Below are 15,340 nucleotides of genomic sequence, written 5' to 3' on the forward strand. Positions count from 1 at the left end.
GGCACAGGAATTGCGGAGGTTTCCACCATGCACCGCCACGCACTGCCATGCACCGCCGTGGCCTCAACGATGGAGAACCCCATGAACACTTCAGCTCCCCCCAACCCCGCCGCCCCCGCCGCGGTGGTCGACGAATTCCTCCGGCTCGTGATGATTCCCGACCCGCAATCGGCCTCGCGCTTCACCGCGCCCGACATCCGCATCCGCTTCACCGGCAACCGCGCGATGCACGCGCCCGGCGACACCTCGGCCTTCAACGCGAAGCGCTACGCCTGGGTGAAGAAGAAGATCGAACGCACCGAAACGGTGGCCGGCGGCACGCCCGAGGCCACCGTGGTCTACAGCCTGGGCACGCTCTACGGCGCCTGGCCCGACGGCACGGCCTTCGAAGGCAACCGGTACGTCGACCGCTATGTGGTGAGCCACGGGCTCATCGTGCAGATGGACGTGTGGAACGACAGCGCCGAATGGCTGCTGGTGCGCGCCGGCCTCGCGGTGCTGTGAGGCACAACGCATGACGACACGCTGGCCCGACCTCCTGCCCTCGCACGATCGCTTCGACTACCGCCCGATCACGCGGCGCCCCGACTACGCTTGGCCGAACGGCGCGCGGCTGGCTGTGTACCTGGGTTTCAACATCGAGCACTTCGTCTTCGGCGACGGCCTGGGCGCCTGCATCGGCCCGGCCTCGCCGCAGCCCGATGTGCTCAACCACGGCTGGCGCGAATACGGCAACCGCGTGGGTGCGTGGCGCTGCCTCGAGCTGTTCGATGCGCTGGCGCTGCCGACCGGCGCGCTCATCAACACCGCGCTCTACGACCACTGCCCGGAACTGGTCGAGGCCTGCGTGGCGCGCGGCGACGAACTCATCGGCCACGGCCACAGCAACGCGGAGCGCCAGGGCGCGCTCGACGAAGAAAACGAGCGCGCCCTGCTGCTGCGCTGCCGCGAACGCATGCTGCGCGAAAGCGGCCAGGCGCCCGCGGGCTGGCTGTCGCCGTGGATCTCGGAAAGCGCCACGACGCCCGACCTGCTCGGCGAAACCGGCTACGGCTACACGCTCAACTGGTGCCACGACGACCAGCCGGTGCGCATGCGAACGCGCGGCGGCTCGATCTGGTCGGTGCCGTATCCGCAGGAGCTCAACGACATCCCGATGATCGTGGGCCGCCTGATGGACGCGAAGGATTTCAGCGCGATGGTGGTCGACAACTTCGACGAGATGCTCGCGCAGTCGCGTGCCCAGCCGTTGGTGATGGGGCTGGCGCTGCACCCGTACATCGTGGGCCAGCCGTACCGGGTGCGCCACCTGCGCACGGCGCTCGCACACCTGGCGCGGGCGCGGGACCGGGGGGATATCTGGTTCACGACGCCGGGGGCGATCGCGGGGCACATGACGAAACTGGCGGCGGAGCGGCCGGAAGACTTCGGCTGAAGAGGCGGCGGCCCTTTCCTCCGCTTCAGATCTCGATCTTCGACCCCAACTCCACCACCGCATTGTTCGGCAGCCCCAGGAACGCCGCCGCCCCGCTCGCGTTGTGGTGCATCTGCGCGAAGAGCTTCTCGCGCCATGGCGCCATGCCGCTGCCCAGCGTCGGGATCACGACGTCGCGGGAGAGAAAGTAGCTCGTGGCCATCGGCTCCAGCTGGCAGCCGCGCAGGCGTGCATGTTCGAGCGCACGCGGCAGGTCGATGTCGTTCTTGAAGCCGTAGTGCACGATGACCTGCCAGCAGTGGTGGCCGAGCGCCTCGATCTCGATGCGCTTGTCCATCGGGATCCAGGGCACCTCGTGGTTGCGCACGGTGACGAACATGTTCTGCTCGTGCAGCACCTTGTTGTGCTTCAAGTTGTGCAGGAGCGCGTTGGGCACGACGCCCGGCTCCGCGGTGAGGAACACGGCCGTGCCGTCCACGCGCGCCGGCGGGCTCACGAACACGGAATCGAGGAACGACTTGAGGTCGATGGCGTCGGCGTGCTGCGCCTCGCCCATGAGGCGCCGGCCTTCCTTCCACGTGATCATCAGCGTGAACACGAAGCCGCCGATCAGCAGCGGGAACCAGCCGCCCTCGAACAGCTTGAGCAGGTTCGAGGCGAAGAACAGGAAGTCGACCACGAAGAAGACTGCGGTCGATGCAATGCACAGTGCCAGCGGCAGCTTCCACGCGTAGCGGATCACGAAGAAGGTGAGGATCGTGGTGATCAGCATGTCGGTCGTTACCGCGATGCCGTAGGCCGCGGCCAGGCTGCTCGAGGTGCGGAACATCACCACCGCCAGCACGATGGCCACGAACAAGCCCCAGTTGACCAGCGGGATGTAGATCTGCCCGGCCGTGCGCACGCTGGTGTGCTCGATGTTCAGGCGCGGCAGGTAGCCCAGCTGGATCACCTGGCGCGTCACGCTGAACGCGCCGGTGATGAGTGCCTGCGAGGCGATCACCGTGGACAGCGTGGCCAGCATCACCAGCGGAACGAGCGCCCACTCGGGCGCCATCATGAAGAAGGGGTTCTTCACCGCCTCGGGGTTCTCCAGCAGCAGCGCGCCCTGGCCGAGGTAGTTGAGCGTCAGCGCCGGCATCACGACCGAGAACCACGCGATGCGGATCGGCTTCTTGCCGAAGTGGCCGAGGTCGGCGTACAGCGCCTCGGCGCCGGTCACGCACAGCACCATCGCGCCCAGCAGGATGAAGCTGGTGCCCGGGTTGTCCCAGATGAACTTGAGCGCATACCAGGGGTTGAGCGCCTTGACGATTTCGGGGTGGTGCAGGATCTGCCACACGCCCAGCACCGCGATGGCCGCGAACCACGCCAGCGTGACCGGCCCGAAGAATTTGCCGATGCCCGCGGTGCCGCGCTTTTGCACGGCGAAGAGGCAGAACAGCACGACCAGGGTGATCGGGATCACGTAGTGCTTGAAGTGCGGCGACACCACCTCCAGGCCCTCGACCGCCGACAGCACCGAGATGGCCGGCGTGATGACGCCGTCGCCGTAGAAGAGCGAGGTGCCGAAGATGCCGATCACCAGGAGCACGTGGCGAAGGCGCGGCCTGTCGGCCACCGCCCGGGAGGCCAGCGCGAGCATGGCAACGAGGCCGCCCTCGCCTTCGTTGTCGGCGCGCAGCACCAGCACCACGTACTTGATCGAGACGATGACGGTGAGCGTCCAGAAGAACATCGACAGGATGCCGTAGACGTTCTGGACGGTGAACGGCACGTGCCCGTGGCCGAACACTTCCTTGACCGCGTACAGCACGCTGGTGCCGATGTCGCCATAGACGACGCCGATGGCGCCGACGATCAGGCCGGCAGAGATTGATTTGGGGGCTGACACGAAGTCGATGGGGAAAAGGGCTGGCCGTTGGGGATCGACGCGTCAGACACGCGGGGGCGTCGTGGCGGCGGAACATTCGTTCCACCACGCGCCGCCCCTCCCGCCCTTTTGTTTCCGTTGCTGTGGGGCCGCTATTTTGCCGTTGCCGGGTGACCCCGCAACCCGACAACCCCAATCATTCGTAGATTTCGGCGTCCGGGTCGGTCGCTTCCATCTCGTAGCTGGCCGCGACCATGGCCAGGCGGCCGACCACGCCATACATGTAAAAACGGTTCGGGGCGCTCGCGCCGGGCTTGGCGCCGGGCTGGGGCATGTGCGTGCTTTCCGAGAAAGCCAGCGGCACGTAGCTCGCGCCCGGCAGCTTCAGGTTCTCGTCGGCCGCCTGCTCGGCGTGCACCCGGTAGAAGCCGCCGACCACATAGCGGTCCATCATGTAGACGACCGGCTCGGCCACGCCGTTGTGCACGCGCTCGTTGGTCAGCACGCCTTCCTGGACGATCAGCTCGGTGGGTTCGCGCAGATCGCGCCCGGCGGAGGTCTTGGCCGCCGACGACGTGCTGGTGCGCGACTTGCCGATCAGCGCCTCGACCTCCTTGGCATCGCGCACCGTCACCACGCCCGGGCTGCCGCTGCCGCTGTGGCCGCCCTTGACGACGACGAACGGCTTCTCGTTGATGCCGTATTCCTTGTACTTGCGGCGCACCTTGGTGAGCACCGCATCGACGTGACTGGTCAGCACGTCGATGCCACGGCCCTCGGCGATGTCCACGCCTTCGGCGCGCGCGTAGATGGGGTTGATGAGCCAGGGGTCGATGCCCAGGAGCTTGCCCAAGCGCTTGGACAGCTCTTCATAGCTGTGCAGGTGATTGCTCTTGCGGCGCACCGACCAGCCGGCGTGCAGCGGCGGCAGCAGGTATTGCTCGTGCAAATCCTCGAGGATGCCGGGCGTTCCTGCAGAAAGCTCGTTGTTGAGCAAAATTGTGCAGGGATCGAAGTTTTTCAGGCCCAGCCGGCGCTTGCCGCGCACCACCGGCTCGAGGGTCACGGTCTCTCCGTTGGGCAGTTCGATCTTCTTGGGCGACTTGATGGCCGGATCGACGGAGCCGATTCGCACGTTCAGCCCCGCCATGTGGAAGATGCGCACAAGTTGCGCGATGTTGGCGAGATAAAAGGTGTTTTTGGAGTGATTTTCCGGAATGACGAGCAGGTTGCGCGCCTCTGGACAGATCTTCTCGATGGCCGCCTGCGCGGCCTGCACCGCCAGCGGCAGCATTTCCTTGGTGAGGTTGTTCCAGCCACCCGGGAACAGGTTGGTGTCGACCGGAGCGAGCTTGAAGCCCGCGTTGCGGATGTCGACCGAGCTGTAGAACGGCGGCGTGTGCTCCATCCATTCAAGGCGGAACCAGCGCTCGATGGCTGGCATCGAGTCGAGCACCCGCTGCTCCAATTCGTTGATCGGGCCGGTCAGGGCGGTGACGAGATGCGGAACCATGCGGCGGCCTTCTTCGATTTTTACTTAAAGGTGGAGCGGAATTGTAGGAATTGGGGGTGCATGCCCCGATGACAAGACCGCGGGAGCAGCACGCATCAGCTTCGCACTTCGCCCTGGCCGAGCACCACGTACTTGAGCGAAGTCAGCCCTTCGATGCCGACCGGGCCGCGCGCGTGGAACTTGTCGGTGCTGATGCCGATTTCGGCACCCAGCCCGAACTCGAAGCCATCGGCGAAGCGGGTGCTCGCATTGACCATGACGCTGGCCGAATCGACCTCGCGCAAAAAGCGCTGTGCATGCACGTGGTCGCGCGTGACGATGGCGTCGGTGTGGTGGCTCGAATAGCGGTTGATGTGCGCAATGGCCTCATCGACGCCGGCCACGACCTTGATGCTGATCACCGCGGCCAGGTATTCCTCGGACCAATCGGATTCGACCGCGTCGACCACCCTGGCGGCCGGATCGGCAGCGCCGCTGGCCCGCAGGATCTGCGCCGCGGCCGGATCGCAGCGCATCTCGACGCCCTTGGCGGCAAAGATGGCGGCAATCTGCGGCAGGAAGTCTTCCGCGACCGTCTCGGACACCAGCAGGCCTTCGGCCGCATTGCAGGGGCTGTACTTCTGGGTCTTGGCGTTGTCCACGATGCGCAGCGCCATGCCGAATTCGGCCGTGTCGTCCACATAGACGTGGCAGTTGCCGTCCAGGTGCTTGATGACCGGCACCTTGGCGTCGCGGCTGATGCGCTCGATCAGCCCCTTGCCGCCGCGCGGAATGATCACATCCACGAATTCGGGCATGGCGATGAGCTGGCCCACGGCCTCGCGGTCGGTGGTCTGCACCAGCTGCACCGCCTCGACCGGCAGGCCCGCTTCGGCCAGCGCCTCGGACACCAGCAGCGCCAGCGCCTTGTTCGACTCGATCGCTTCGGAGCCACCACGCAGGATGGCCGCGTTGCCGCTCTTGATCGCCAGGCTCGCGGCCTCGATGGTCACGTTGGGCCGGCTCTCGTAGATCATGCCGAAGACACCGATCGGCACCCGCATCTGGCCCACGCGAATGCCGCTGGGTTGCTGCTTCATGCCGATGATTTCGCCGATCACATCGGCCATGCCGGCCAGCTGCTCGCAGCCCAGGGCCACGGTCTCGATGACCTTCGGGGTGAGCTTGAGGCGATCGACCATCGGGGCCGAGAGGCCGGCGGCGGTGGCGCGTTCCAGGTCTTTCTCGTTGGCGACCGCCAGCACCGGGCCGGCTTCGCGCAGGCGCCGCGCGAGCGCCTTCAACGCTATGTTTTTGGTAGCTGCATCCGCACGGGCCATGAGGAAAGCAGCGGTCTTTGCCTGCAGCCCGAGGGCCTGCATGTGCTCGCTGACGTTGAACGCATTCATGTCGGCATTTTCCCACGCGGACCTGTAGCCCGGCTTACGCAAGCCTTTTGGTGCCTGGAGCCATCAAATCAGGCGCGGCGCGCGGCAGCCGGCGCACTGCTGCACGCGCGGCACAGCATCAGCGCCAGCCGTTGCAGCGCTTGCCAGCCGCTGGCGGGCCAGTCGGGTTGCTTCAGGCCCTTGCAGATGCCGTCCACCAGGTGGGCGGCGCGCAGCAGGCGCGCCAGCATGCGGTCGTCCAGCCGCGGCAGCACGCGCTCGAAGGCGCGCTCGCGCGGGCCCCAGATGCGGTTCTCGCGCAGCGCCATCGGCAACGGCCGGCCGGCGGCCATGGCGTCCTTCACGCGCTTCAATGCGCGGATGTCCTCGGCGATCGTGTAGTGCACCAGCACCTCGGCCTCGCCCTCGGCCTGCAGGCCGTCGAGCATGCGCGCCACGCGCTGCGGGTTGCCCGCCAGCACCGCTTCGGAGAGCTTGAACACGTCGTAGCGCGCCACGTTGTTGACCGCGCCCTCGACCTGCTCCCAGCTCAGCTCGCCCGCCGGGTGCAGCAGCGCGAGCTTCTGGATTTCCTGGTGCGCGGCCAGGAGATTGCCCTCGACGCGGTCGGCAAAGAACTGCAGCGTGCGCTGGCCTTCGTCGCCCGGCATCACGCGCTGGCCCTGGAGCCCCAGGCGCTGCGCGATCCACTGCGGCAGCGCGGCGCGCTCGATCGGGTCGACCTGCAGGCTCACGCCGTTGTTCTCCAGCGCCGAGAACCATGCGCCGGTGCGCGTGGCCTTGTCCAGGCGCGGCAGCATCACCAGCGTGAGCGTGCTGTCGTTGCCGGGCGCGGCCTCGGCCAGCTGCTGCAGGGCGGTGCTGCCGTCCTTGCCGGGCTTGCCCGAGGGGATGCGGATCTCCACGATCTGCTTGTCGGCGAAGAGCGAGAGCGAGCCGCCCGCCGCCAGCACCGCGCTCCAGTCGAAATGCGCGCCGGCCACGGTGTACGAGCTGCGCTCGGTGTAGCCCTGCGTGCGCGCGGCGGCGCGGATGGCATCGGCCGCCTCCTGCGCGAGCAGCGGCTCGTCGCCGTGGATCGTGTAGAGCGGCTTGAGCCCCTTCTGCAGGTGGGCCCCGAGTTGGGCGCTGGCAAGTTGCATGAAAAACGCTGGCGCGGGCGCCTAGAGTTCCTTGACGGCCGCCAGCCGGCGCATCAGCTGCTGCGCGATGTCGGACTGCATGTCGCGGAACAGCAGTTCGGCCTCGCCTTCCTTGGCGAGCGCATTGGTTTCGTTGAAGCTCAGGTCGCGCGTCTGCGACACCTCGGAGGCCGAGAGCAGCTCCTTGCCGCCGGGCGTCTTCAGGCTGAAGCGCACGCGCAGGCGCAGCTGCAATTCGCGCAGCGCGCCGGCCGAATTGGTCGAGATCACGAAGCGGTCACGGTCTTCGCCGAGCACCACCAGCACCGCGTCGGCGGTCTTGGCGTCTTCCTTGGGCACCAGCGTCACCGTGCCGGCCGCGCGCAGCTCGCGCCGCACCTGGTTGATCAGCGCGGAATTGCCCTCGACCGACAGCGTCTTGAACGCGAAGACCGGCGCCTTGCGCAGCTCGAAGCCGCAGCCGGCCAGGCCCACGCTGGCGCCCACGGCCGTCAAACCGAGGAGAAAGCCGCGGCGCGGCAACGAGGCATTGCGTTTGTTCATGCTTCTATCGTTCAAAGGACCACGTTGACCAGACGGCCGGGAACCACGATCACGCGCTTGGGCGGCGCGCCCTCGGCGAAGGCGACGAAGTCGTCGCAGGCGAGCGCGAGCTTCTCGATCTCGTCCTTGGAGGCGCCCGCCGGCACCAGCAGCTTGCCGCGCAGCTTGCCGTTGACCTGCAGCATGAGCTCGATCTCGTCCTGCACCAGCGCCTGCACGTCGACCGTCGGCCAGGCCGCGTCGAGCAGGCCGCCCAGGTCCTTGTCGTAGCCGAGCTCGCTCCACAACTGCTGGGCGATGTGCGGGGTGGCGGGGTACAGGCAGCGCAGCAGGATGCCGAAGCCCTCGCGCAGCGCGGCCGCATCGCCCGCGCTGCCGTCGGGCTTGAAGCCCTCGAGCGCGTTCAGGAGCTTCATTGCGCCCGACACCACGGTGTTGTATTGCATGCGCTGGTAGTCGTAGTCGACCTGGCGCAGCACCGTGTGCACCTCGCGGCGCAGCGCCTGGGCGCCCTTGCCGAACGTCTGCCCGCCCGCCTTGGCCGGCGCCACGTCCGCCTGCGCCACGCCGAAGTTCCACACCCGGCGCAGGAACCGGTAGCTGCCTTCGACGGCCGCGTCGTTCCACTCGAGCGTGGCCTCGGGCGGCGCGGTGAACATGGTGTACAGGCGCGCGGTGTCGGCGCCGTACTTCTCGATCAGGTCCTGCGGATCGACCCCGTTGCGTTCGCTCTTGCCCATCTTGCCGACGCCGCCGTATTCGACCTTCGTGCCGTCGGCCGTGGTGCCGCCGGTGATGCGGCCCTGCGCGTCGAGCACGGGCGTGACTTCCGACGGCGGGAAGTAGTCCTTGCCGCCCTTCTCGCTGCGCTTGTAGAAGATGTGGTTGAGCACCATCCCCTGCGTCAGCAGCTTGCTGAAAGGCTCGTCGGCCTTCACCAGGCCCATGTCGCGCATCACCTTGGTCCAGAAGCGCGCGTAGAGCAAATGCAGGATCGCGTGCTCGATGCCGCCGATGTACTGGTCCATCGGCATCCAGTAGTCCGCGCCCTCGGCGACCATGGCCTGGTCGTTCTTCGGGTCGCAGTAGCGCATGAAGTACCACGACGAATCCACGAAGGTGTCCATCGTGTCGGTCTCGCGGCGCGCCGCCTTGCCGCAGACCGGGCACACCACGCCGGCGTGAAAGCCCTCGTGCTTGTTCAGCGGGTTGCCGGAGCCGTCGGGCACGCAGTCGGTGGGCAGCACCACGGGCAGGTCCTTCTCGGGGACCGGCACCGCGCCGTGCTCGTCGCAATGGATGATCGGGATCGGCGTGCCCCAGTAGCGCTGGCGGCTCACGCCCCAGTCGCGCAGGCGCCAGGTGGTCTGCAGCTCGCCCAGGCCCTTCTGGCCCAGCGCATGCGCCACGGCGGCCACGGCCTCCTTGTAGGTCATGCCGCTGAAGTTGTCGGAGTTGATGGTCACGCCGCGTTGCTTGTCGCCGTACCAGTCCTGCCACTTGTGATAGTCGAAGTGCGGCTCGTCATCGACCAGCACGACCTGGATGATCTCGATGCCGTACTTGTTGGCGAAGGCGAAGTCGCGCTCGTCGTGCGCGGGCACGCCCATCACGGCGCCGTCGCCGTAGCCGATGAGCACGTAGTTGCCCACCCACACCGGCACCTGCTCCTCGGTGATCGGGTGCTTGACCGTGAGGCCCGTGGGCACGCCCTTCTTCTCCTGCGTGGCCAGTTCGGCCTCGGTGGTGCCGCCGTTCTTGCATTCCTCGATGAAGGCCGCGACCTTCGGATCGAGCGTGGCCGCGTGCGCGGCCAGCGGATGCTCGGGCGCCACGGCGCAGAAAGTGACGCCCATGATGGTGTCGGCGCGCGTGGTGAACACGTACATGCGCCCGTCCTGGATGAGCTTGCCGCTCGCGTCCTGGATGTCGTGGGTGAAGGCGAAGCGCACGCCTTCGCTCTTGCCGATCCAGTTCTCCTGCATGAGCTTCACGCGCTCGGGCCAGCCCGGCAGCTTGTGCTGGGTGTGATCGAGCAGCTCCTCGGCGTAGTCGCTGATCTTCAGGTAGTAGCCCGGGATCTCGCGGCGCTCGACCGTGGCGCCGGTGCGCCAGCCCTTGCCGTCGATCACCTGCTCGTTGGCCAGCACGGTCTGGTCGACCGGGTCCCAGTTCACCACCTGGGTCTTGCGGTAGGCGATGCCCTTCTCGAGCATCTTCAGGAACAGCCACTGGTTCCACTTGTAGTAGCTCGGATCGCAGGTGGCGATCTCGCGGCTCCAGTCGATCGCCAGGCCCATGGCCTGGAGCTGGCCGCGCATGTAGTCGATGTTCTCGTAGGTCCACTTGGCCGGCGGCACGCCGTTTTTCAGCGCCGCGTTCTCGGCCGGCAGGCCGAAGGCGTCCCAGCCCATGGGCATCAGCACGTTGTAGCCGCTCATGCGCAGGTACCGCGTGAGCATGTCGTTGATCGTGTAGTTGCGCACATGGCCCATGTGCAGCTTGCCGCTGGGGTACGGCAGCATGGAGCAGGCGTAGTACTTCTTGCGGCTCGCGTCCTCGGTGACGCGGTAGGCATCGGCGGCGCTCCATTGCGCCTGGGCAGCGGACTCGACGTCGCTGGGTTTGTAGCTGGGGTTCATAACGGCTCGGCAAGGCCCGGCGCGGGCTGGCCGGGGAAGGCGGATTATCGCGCCCGGCCGATGCCCTCCGCGCGGCAGACCCTAGACTTGGGGCACGCAACCTGCATGTTGCCTGGGTAACGTCTGCTTTCGTACTGCCTGAACGCCATGAAACTGCTCTGGAAACACCTCGCCCTGGGCCTCGCGGCCACCCTTGCCACCGCCACGCCGCTGTGGGCGCAACAGGCGAGCGACAAGCCCCTGCGCATGGTCGTGCCCTTCGCCCCGGGCGGCGCGCAGGACGTCATCGCCCGCTACCTGGGCGCCAAGCTCACCGACAGGCTCGGCACGCCGGTGATCATCGACAACAAGGCCGGCGCCGGCGGCATCGTCGCCGCCGACGCGGTGGCCAAGGCGACCGACGGGGCCACCGTGCTGCTGGCCACGGGCGGCGCGGTCACCATCGCGCCCCACCTGCAGTCCAAGCTCCCTTACGACCCGGTGCACGAACTGGTGCCCGTGGCGCTGGTCGCCGACACGCCGATGACGCTGTCCGTGCGCGCCGAAAGCCCCTACAAGACCATCGCCGACGTGCTGCGCGACGCCAAGGCGCGGCCGGGCCAGGTCACCTACGCCTCGACCGGCAACGGCACGGTGTCGCACCTCACCGGCGCACTGCTCGCGCAGGCGAGCGGCGTGAACCTGCTGCACGTGCCCTACCGCGGCGCGGCGCCGGCGCTGACCGACCTGCTGGGCGGGCAGGTGGCGACGATCGTCACCAGCGTCGCCTCGATCGAGCCCATGGTCGCGACCGGCAAGGCGCGCGTGCTCGGCACTTTCTCGCGCGCGGCGCTGGCCAGCATGGGCTCGGCGCCGACCGTCGGCGAGGCCACGGGCCTCGCGGGCATGGAAGTGCCGGTGTGGGTCGGCGTGATGGCCCCGGCGCGCATGCCGGCCGCGGGCATCGACAAGCTCTCCGCCGCGCTGGTCGAGGTGTGCAACCTGCCGGAGACGAAGCAGCGCTTCGCGCAGCTGGGTGCGGTCAACACCTGCGGCAACGCGGCGGCGCTCGGCAAGGTGGTGACGGAAGACAGCCAGCGCTGGGCGAAAGTGATCAAGCAAGGCGGAATCAAGGTTGACTGAGGCTTCCACGGAAAAGTACCGCGTCGGTATCGCGGGCACCGGCGCCATCGCGCTCGCCAGCGCCGCATGGCTGCGCCAGGCGGGCCACGGCGTCACGCTCTGGTCGCCGGGTGGCCGGGGCGCCGAGGCCCTGCGCACGCAGCCGCTCGAAGCTGGCGGCGTGCAGCCCTGCACCGTGACGGTCGAGGTGGCCGACGACGCGGCGCAGCTGTGTCACGCCTCCGACGTGCTGCTGCTCGCCCTGCCGGTCAACGGCCACAAGCAGGTGATGGACGCGCTCCTGCCCTCCTTGCGCGACGGCCAGACCGTGATCGTCAGCTCGATGGCCTCGCTGTCGTCTCTTTATCTTCACGAAGCCGCGCGGCGCGCCGGCAAGCAGGTGACTGTCGCGAGCTTCGGCACGACCGTGCTGACCGCGCGCCGCGAATCGGGCACGCAGGTCCGCGTGATGACGCGGCGCAAGGCCGTCGGCGTCTCGGCGCTGCCGGGCGCGAACGTCGCCGAGGCCGTGGCGCTTTGCACCGCGCTGTTCGGCGACAGCTTCTTCCCGCAGCACAGCGTGCTCGCGAGCGCGCTCGCCAACGTCAACCCGCAGTCGCACGGCCCGCTCGCGGTCTTCAACTGGACCCGCATCGAGCGCGCGGAAAACTGGCCGCAGTACCACTGCATGACGCCCGGCGTGTCGCGCGCGATCGAGGCGCTGGACCTGGAACGGCGCGCCGTGGCGCAGGCCTTCGGCATCGCGCTCGGCCCCATCGAGGAGCACTTCGCGCGCTCCTTCGGCACCGCGTCGGCGCGGCTCGAAGACATCGCGGCCGAACTGCATGCCCAGCGCGGCGGCCCGCCCGGGCCGATGCGCACCGACACCCGCTACGTGACCGAGGACATGCCCTACGGCCTGGCTTTCGTGGAGGCGCTGGGGCAGATCGCGGGCGTGCCCACGCCCGCGACCCGCACCATCGTCGATGCTGCCTCGCTGGTCAACGGCGTCGACTTTCGCGCGCAGAACGACCTGCTCGCGCCGCTGGGCCTCACGGGCGAAACCGTCGAAGGCCTGCTCGCGCGCCTATGACCCGTCCGCGGGAAAGACCGGCTCGCCCAGGTTGAGCATCAGCCGGTTGGCCCAGGCGAAGAGGGCCACCGAATGGACCAGGTCGAGGATCTCCAGTTCGTCCAGCCCGACCGCCTTCAGCGCGCGAACGTCCTCGGCCGAGACCGTGTCCGGCTCGGCGCCGAGCTTGATCGAGAACGCGACGATCGCCTTCTCGCGCGGCGTGGTACCGGCCGATGCGGGCGCCTCGAACACCTGTTCGATCACGTCGCTGCGCTTGGCCAGCTGCTCGAAGCGCTGCGCATGCACCGAGGCGCAGTACACGCAGCCGTTGACGCGCGACTCCACCGTGGCGCCCAGCTCGCGTTCGGCGCGCGGCATGCCGCCCGGCGCGAACATGATCGCGTTGAAGGCGATGGAGCGCTGCAGCAAGATCTCCGGCTGGTGCGCGAGCACGAGGAAATACGGCGAGCTGCGCGCCTGGGGGCTCATCTCGTCCAGCGCGGCCAGCTGGGCCGGCGTGGCGGTGTCGACGTTCACCATGTCGAGCCACGGCTTCCACTTCAGCACCTCGTTGGTGAAGCCCTGGATGCGGATCGGGAGCGTCATGCCGAAGCCTCCGCAGCGGCCAGCGCCTTGAGCCCCGCGACGACGCGGACCTGGTAGGAGAGAAAGGCGATCAACTGGCTCAACGCCACGAGCGCGGGCGTCGAGAGTCCGTGGGCCGCCAGCGCCTCGATGGCGGCGCGGTCGCCATCGATCGGGCGCGCGATGAGCTTGCCCGCGAAGTCCAGCATCGCGCGCAACCGCGCATCGGCGAGCGAGGCGATGTCGCCGCGCTCCACGGCGTCGGCCACCGCAGCGTCGGCGTTCTCGGCCGCCAGTTCCTCGCGGTAGTGCGCGGCGAGGTTCGGCGCGTTCGAGACGCGGCAGGCATGCAGCGCGACCAGCAGGCGCTCGGTGCGGGTCAGCCCCTCCACCGCGTGCGAGAACATCGCGTCGTGGCTGCTCTGGGTGGCGGCCACGATCTTGTCGCGGCGCTGGCGCAGCGCCCAGGTCGGCTGGTTCGGCGCGAGGGGCACGGCGTCATCGACCACGTCGATGGCCGGCAGCGCCACGGAAAGATTCGTCATGCGGGTCCTTGAAGAAGAAGGTTCAGCTGCGCTCGCCGGGCGGCGGCGCGGGCGTCCACTCGTCGCCGAACAATTCGGGCTCGCTGTAGGCCTCGAGATTCGCGAAGTGATGGTCGAAATCCTCGCGATAAAAGAGGCTCGCGATGCCGCTCGCCAGGCGCTTGGCGCCGTCGCTGATCGCGGGAATGTCACCCGACACCGTGCCGTGCGAGAGCGCCGCCGGGTAGCAGAAGCAGTGAATGCGATCGAGCCCCGGGCACTCGCCCGCCGTGCGCGCCTGGAATTCGAAGACGGGACCGAGGTCGGGCGAATCGGCCAGCTCCTGGTCTTCATCGCCGGGCGCGGGCACGAAGCGGTCCTTCCACGTGAGGATGTGGGGGGCGATGGCGTCGAACTCGGGCCGGTTCGGCCAATCGACCTTGAAGCCGGTCGAGACGATCAGGAAGTCGAATTCGAAATCGCCCTTGGGCGTCGTGACGCGCATCGCATCGCCCTGCGGCGCGACCGCAAGGACCGGGCAGCCGAAGTTGAAGAACGCGTTCGCAAATGCCGACACCCGCAGCGTGCTGCCATGCGGCGGCGGCACGTTCAGCGCGTTGATGTAGTGACGGATGCGCCACTTGCGTTCGTCGGACAGATCGAAATGCCCCTGCGTGAGCCCCGGCACGCCCGCGCCCTTGCCCTTGTTGACGCGTGGCAGGTCGGGCCGGCGGATCAGCAGTTCGACGCTGCGCGCGCCCGCCTCCAGCGCGGTGGCCGCGCTGTCCATCGCCGACGAGCCCGCGCCGATCACGCCGACACGCAGGCCCGCGAGCCGGCCGTAGTCCATCTCGTCGGACGAGTGCGCCCATTGCGAACGCGGCAGCGCATCGACGAACGCCGGCACCGCCGGGCCGCCGAGGCCGTCGCGGCCGGTGGCCAGCACGACGCGGCGCGCCAGCACGCTGCTGGCGCCGGCCGGCGTGCGCAGATCGAGCCGCACCGCCGTGCCATCGGGCAGCGGCTGGATGCGGGTGACCGCGGTGTCGTTGCGCACGTCCACGTTCATCACGCGGCGGTACCAGCCGAGGTAATCCATCCACTGCAGGCGCGGGATCTTGTCCAGCGCCGCCCACGCCCGGCGCCCGAACTGCGCCTCGAACCACGCGCGGAAGGTGAGCGCCGGCAGGCCCAGCGCGGGGCCGGTGAGCTCCTTGGGCGAGCGCAGCGTTTCCATGCGCGCGGTGGTGGCCCAGGGGCCTTCGCGGCCGGCGGGCGAGCGGTCGAACACCACGGCGCGAATGCCCTGCTGCGCGAGCGCCACCCAGGCCGCAAGGCCGGCCTGCCCGCCGCCGATCACGGCCACGTCGAGCAACGCCTGGCCGTCCTTCTGCCGCACGGGCATCCATTGCTTGCCGGGGAATCCAAGGTACTCGAGGTCCTGGGCGAGCCGCGCCTCGAGCACGGCGAGGGAGGAAACGGAATCTGATGTCATTTGGAGAGCCGGAAACAGCGCCCA

The 15,340-nt window shown here is 68.3% G+C and carries 13 protein-coding genes; 4 read left to right on the forward strand and 9 right to left on the reverse strand.

Annotated features, from left to right (window positions below):
• Positions 1–81: 81 nt before the first annotated feature.
• Together ACZYRS_RS30735 and ACZYRS_RS30740 are read left to right on the forward strand one after the other, a co-directional pair.
• Positions 82–504: a nuclear transport factor 2 family protein gene (locus ACZYRS_RS30735; RefSeq protein ID WP_463422231.1), complete on the forward strand. Its 423-nt coding sequence runs from the start codon at positions 82–84 to the stop codon at positions 502–504.
• A 10-nt stretch (positions 505–514) separates the two neighbouring features.
• A complete protein-coding gene (locus tag ACZYRS_RS30740; RefSeq protein ID WP_463422232.1) occupies positions 515–1,435 on the forward strand; it encodes a polysaccharide deacetylase family protein in 921 nt (306 codons plus the stop codon).
• A gap of 25 nt (positions 1,436–1,460) precedes the next feature.
• On the opposite strand, the gene ACZYRS_RS30745 is transcribed toward ACZYRS_RS30740, so the two are convergent.
• The 6 genes from ACZYRS_RS30745 to leuS all read right to left on the reverse strand — a co-directional run bounded on the left by ACZYRS_RS30745 (position 1,461) and on the right by leuS (position 10,536).
• On the reverse strand, positions 1,461–3,329 hold the full coding sequence (locus tag ACZYRS_RS30745) for a potassium transporter Kup (RefSeq protein ID WP_463422233.1): 1,869 nt from the start codon (positions 3,327–3,329) through the stop codon (positions 1,461–1,463).
• Between the two features lie 175 nt (positions 3,330–3,504).
• The gene (gene gshA / locus ACZYRS_RS30750) at positions 3,505–4,821 is read right to left on the reverse strand and encodes a glutamate--cysteine ligase (RefSeq protein ID WP_013538918.1); all 1,317 of its coding nucleotides are present in this window, start codon (positions 4,819–4,821) and stop codon (positions 3,505–3,507) included.
• A gap of 95 nt (positions 4,822–4,916) precedes the next feature.
• Positions 4,917–6,209: a glutamate-5-semialdehyde dehydrogenase gene (locus tag ACZYRS_RS30755; RefSeq protein ID WP_463422234.1), complete on the reverse strand. Its 1,293-nt coding sequence runs from the start codon at positions 6,207–6,209 to the stop codon at positions 4,917–4,919.
• A 68-nt stretch (positions 6,210–6,277) separates the two neighbouring features.
• A complete protein-coding gene (gene holA / locus ACZYRS_RS30760; RefSeq protein ID WP_463422235.1) occupies positions 6,278–7,351 on the reverse strand; it encodes a DNA polymerase III subunit delta in 1,074 nt (357 codons plus the stop codon).
• A 21-nt stretch (positions 7,352–7,372) separates the two neighbouring features.
• Positions 7,373–7,894 carry an LPS-assembly lipoprotein LptE gene (locus ACZYRS_RS30765; protein ID WP_198787124.1) on the reverse strand — a complete coding sequence of 174 codons (522 nt, stop codon included), beginning with the start codon at positions 7,892–7,894 and terminating at the stop codon, positions 7,373–7,375.
• A gap of 11 nt (positions 7,895–7,905) precedes the next feature.
• On the reverse strand, positions 7,906–10,536 hold the full coding sequence (gene leuS / locus ACZYRS_RS30770) for a leucine--tRNA ligase (protein WP_463422236.1): 2,631 nt from the start codon (positions 10,534–10,536) through the stop codon (positions 7,906–7,908).
• A 147-nt stretch (positions 10,537–10,683) separates the two neighbouring features.
• Here leuS and ACZYRS_RS30775 point away from each other — a divergent pair, with 147 nt between their 5' ends.
• Entirely contained in the window at positions 10,684–11,658 is a 975-nt protein-coding gene (locus ACZYRS_RS30775) for a Bug family tripartite tricarboxylate transporter substrate binding protein (protein WP_463422237.1), read from the forward strand.
• On the forward strand, positions 11,651–12,730 hold the full coding sequence (locus tag ACZYRS_RS30780; protein ID WP_463422238.1) for an NAD/NADP octopine/nopaline dehydrogenase family protein: 1,080 nt from the start codon (positions 11,651–11,653) through the stop codon (positions 12,728–12,730). Before ACZYRS_RS30775 ends, ACZYRS_RS30780 begins: the two co-directional genes overlap by 8 nt.
• On the opposite strand, the gene ACZYRS_RS30785 is transcribed toward ACZYRS_RS30780, so the two are convergent.
• From ACZYRS_RS30785 to ACZYRS_RS30795, 3 genes are read right to left on the reverse strand one after another with little or no spacing between them, the layout of a single operon-like run.
• A complete protein-coding gene (locus tag ACZYRS_RS30785; protein ID WP_463422239.1) occupies positions 12,725–13,318 on the reverse strand; it encodes a peroxidase-related enzyme in 594 nt (197 codons plus the stop codon). The genes ACZYRS_RS30780 and ACZYRS_RS30785 overlap by 6 nt on opposite strands.
• The gene (locus ACZYRS_RS30790) at positions 13,315–13,842 is read right to left on the reverse strand and encodes a CMD domain-containing protein (RefSeq protein WP_463422240.1); all 528 of its coding nucleotides are present in this window, start codon (positions 13,840–13,842) and stop codon (positions 13,315–13,317) included. Before ACZYRS_RS30790 ends, ACZYRS_RS30785 begins: the two co-directional genes overlap by 4 nt.
• A 22-nt stretch (positions 13,843–13,864) precedes the next feature.
• Positions 13,865–15,316, reverse strand: a complete 1,452-nt coding sequence (locus tag ACZYRS_RS30795) for an NAD(P)-binding domain-containing protein (protein ID WP_463422241.1) — start codon at positions 15,314–15,316, stop codon at positions 13,865–13,867.
• Positions 15,317–15,340 lie beyond the last annotated feature (24 nt).

The organism is Variovorax sp. AC194 (genome assembly GCF_979257995.1).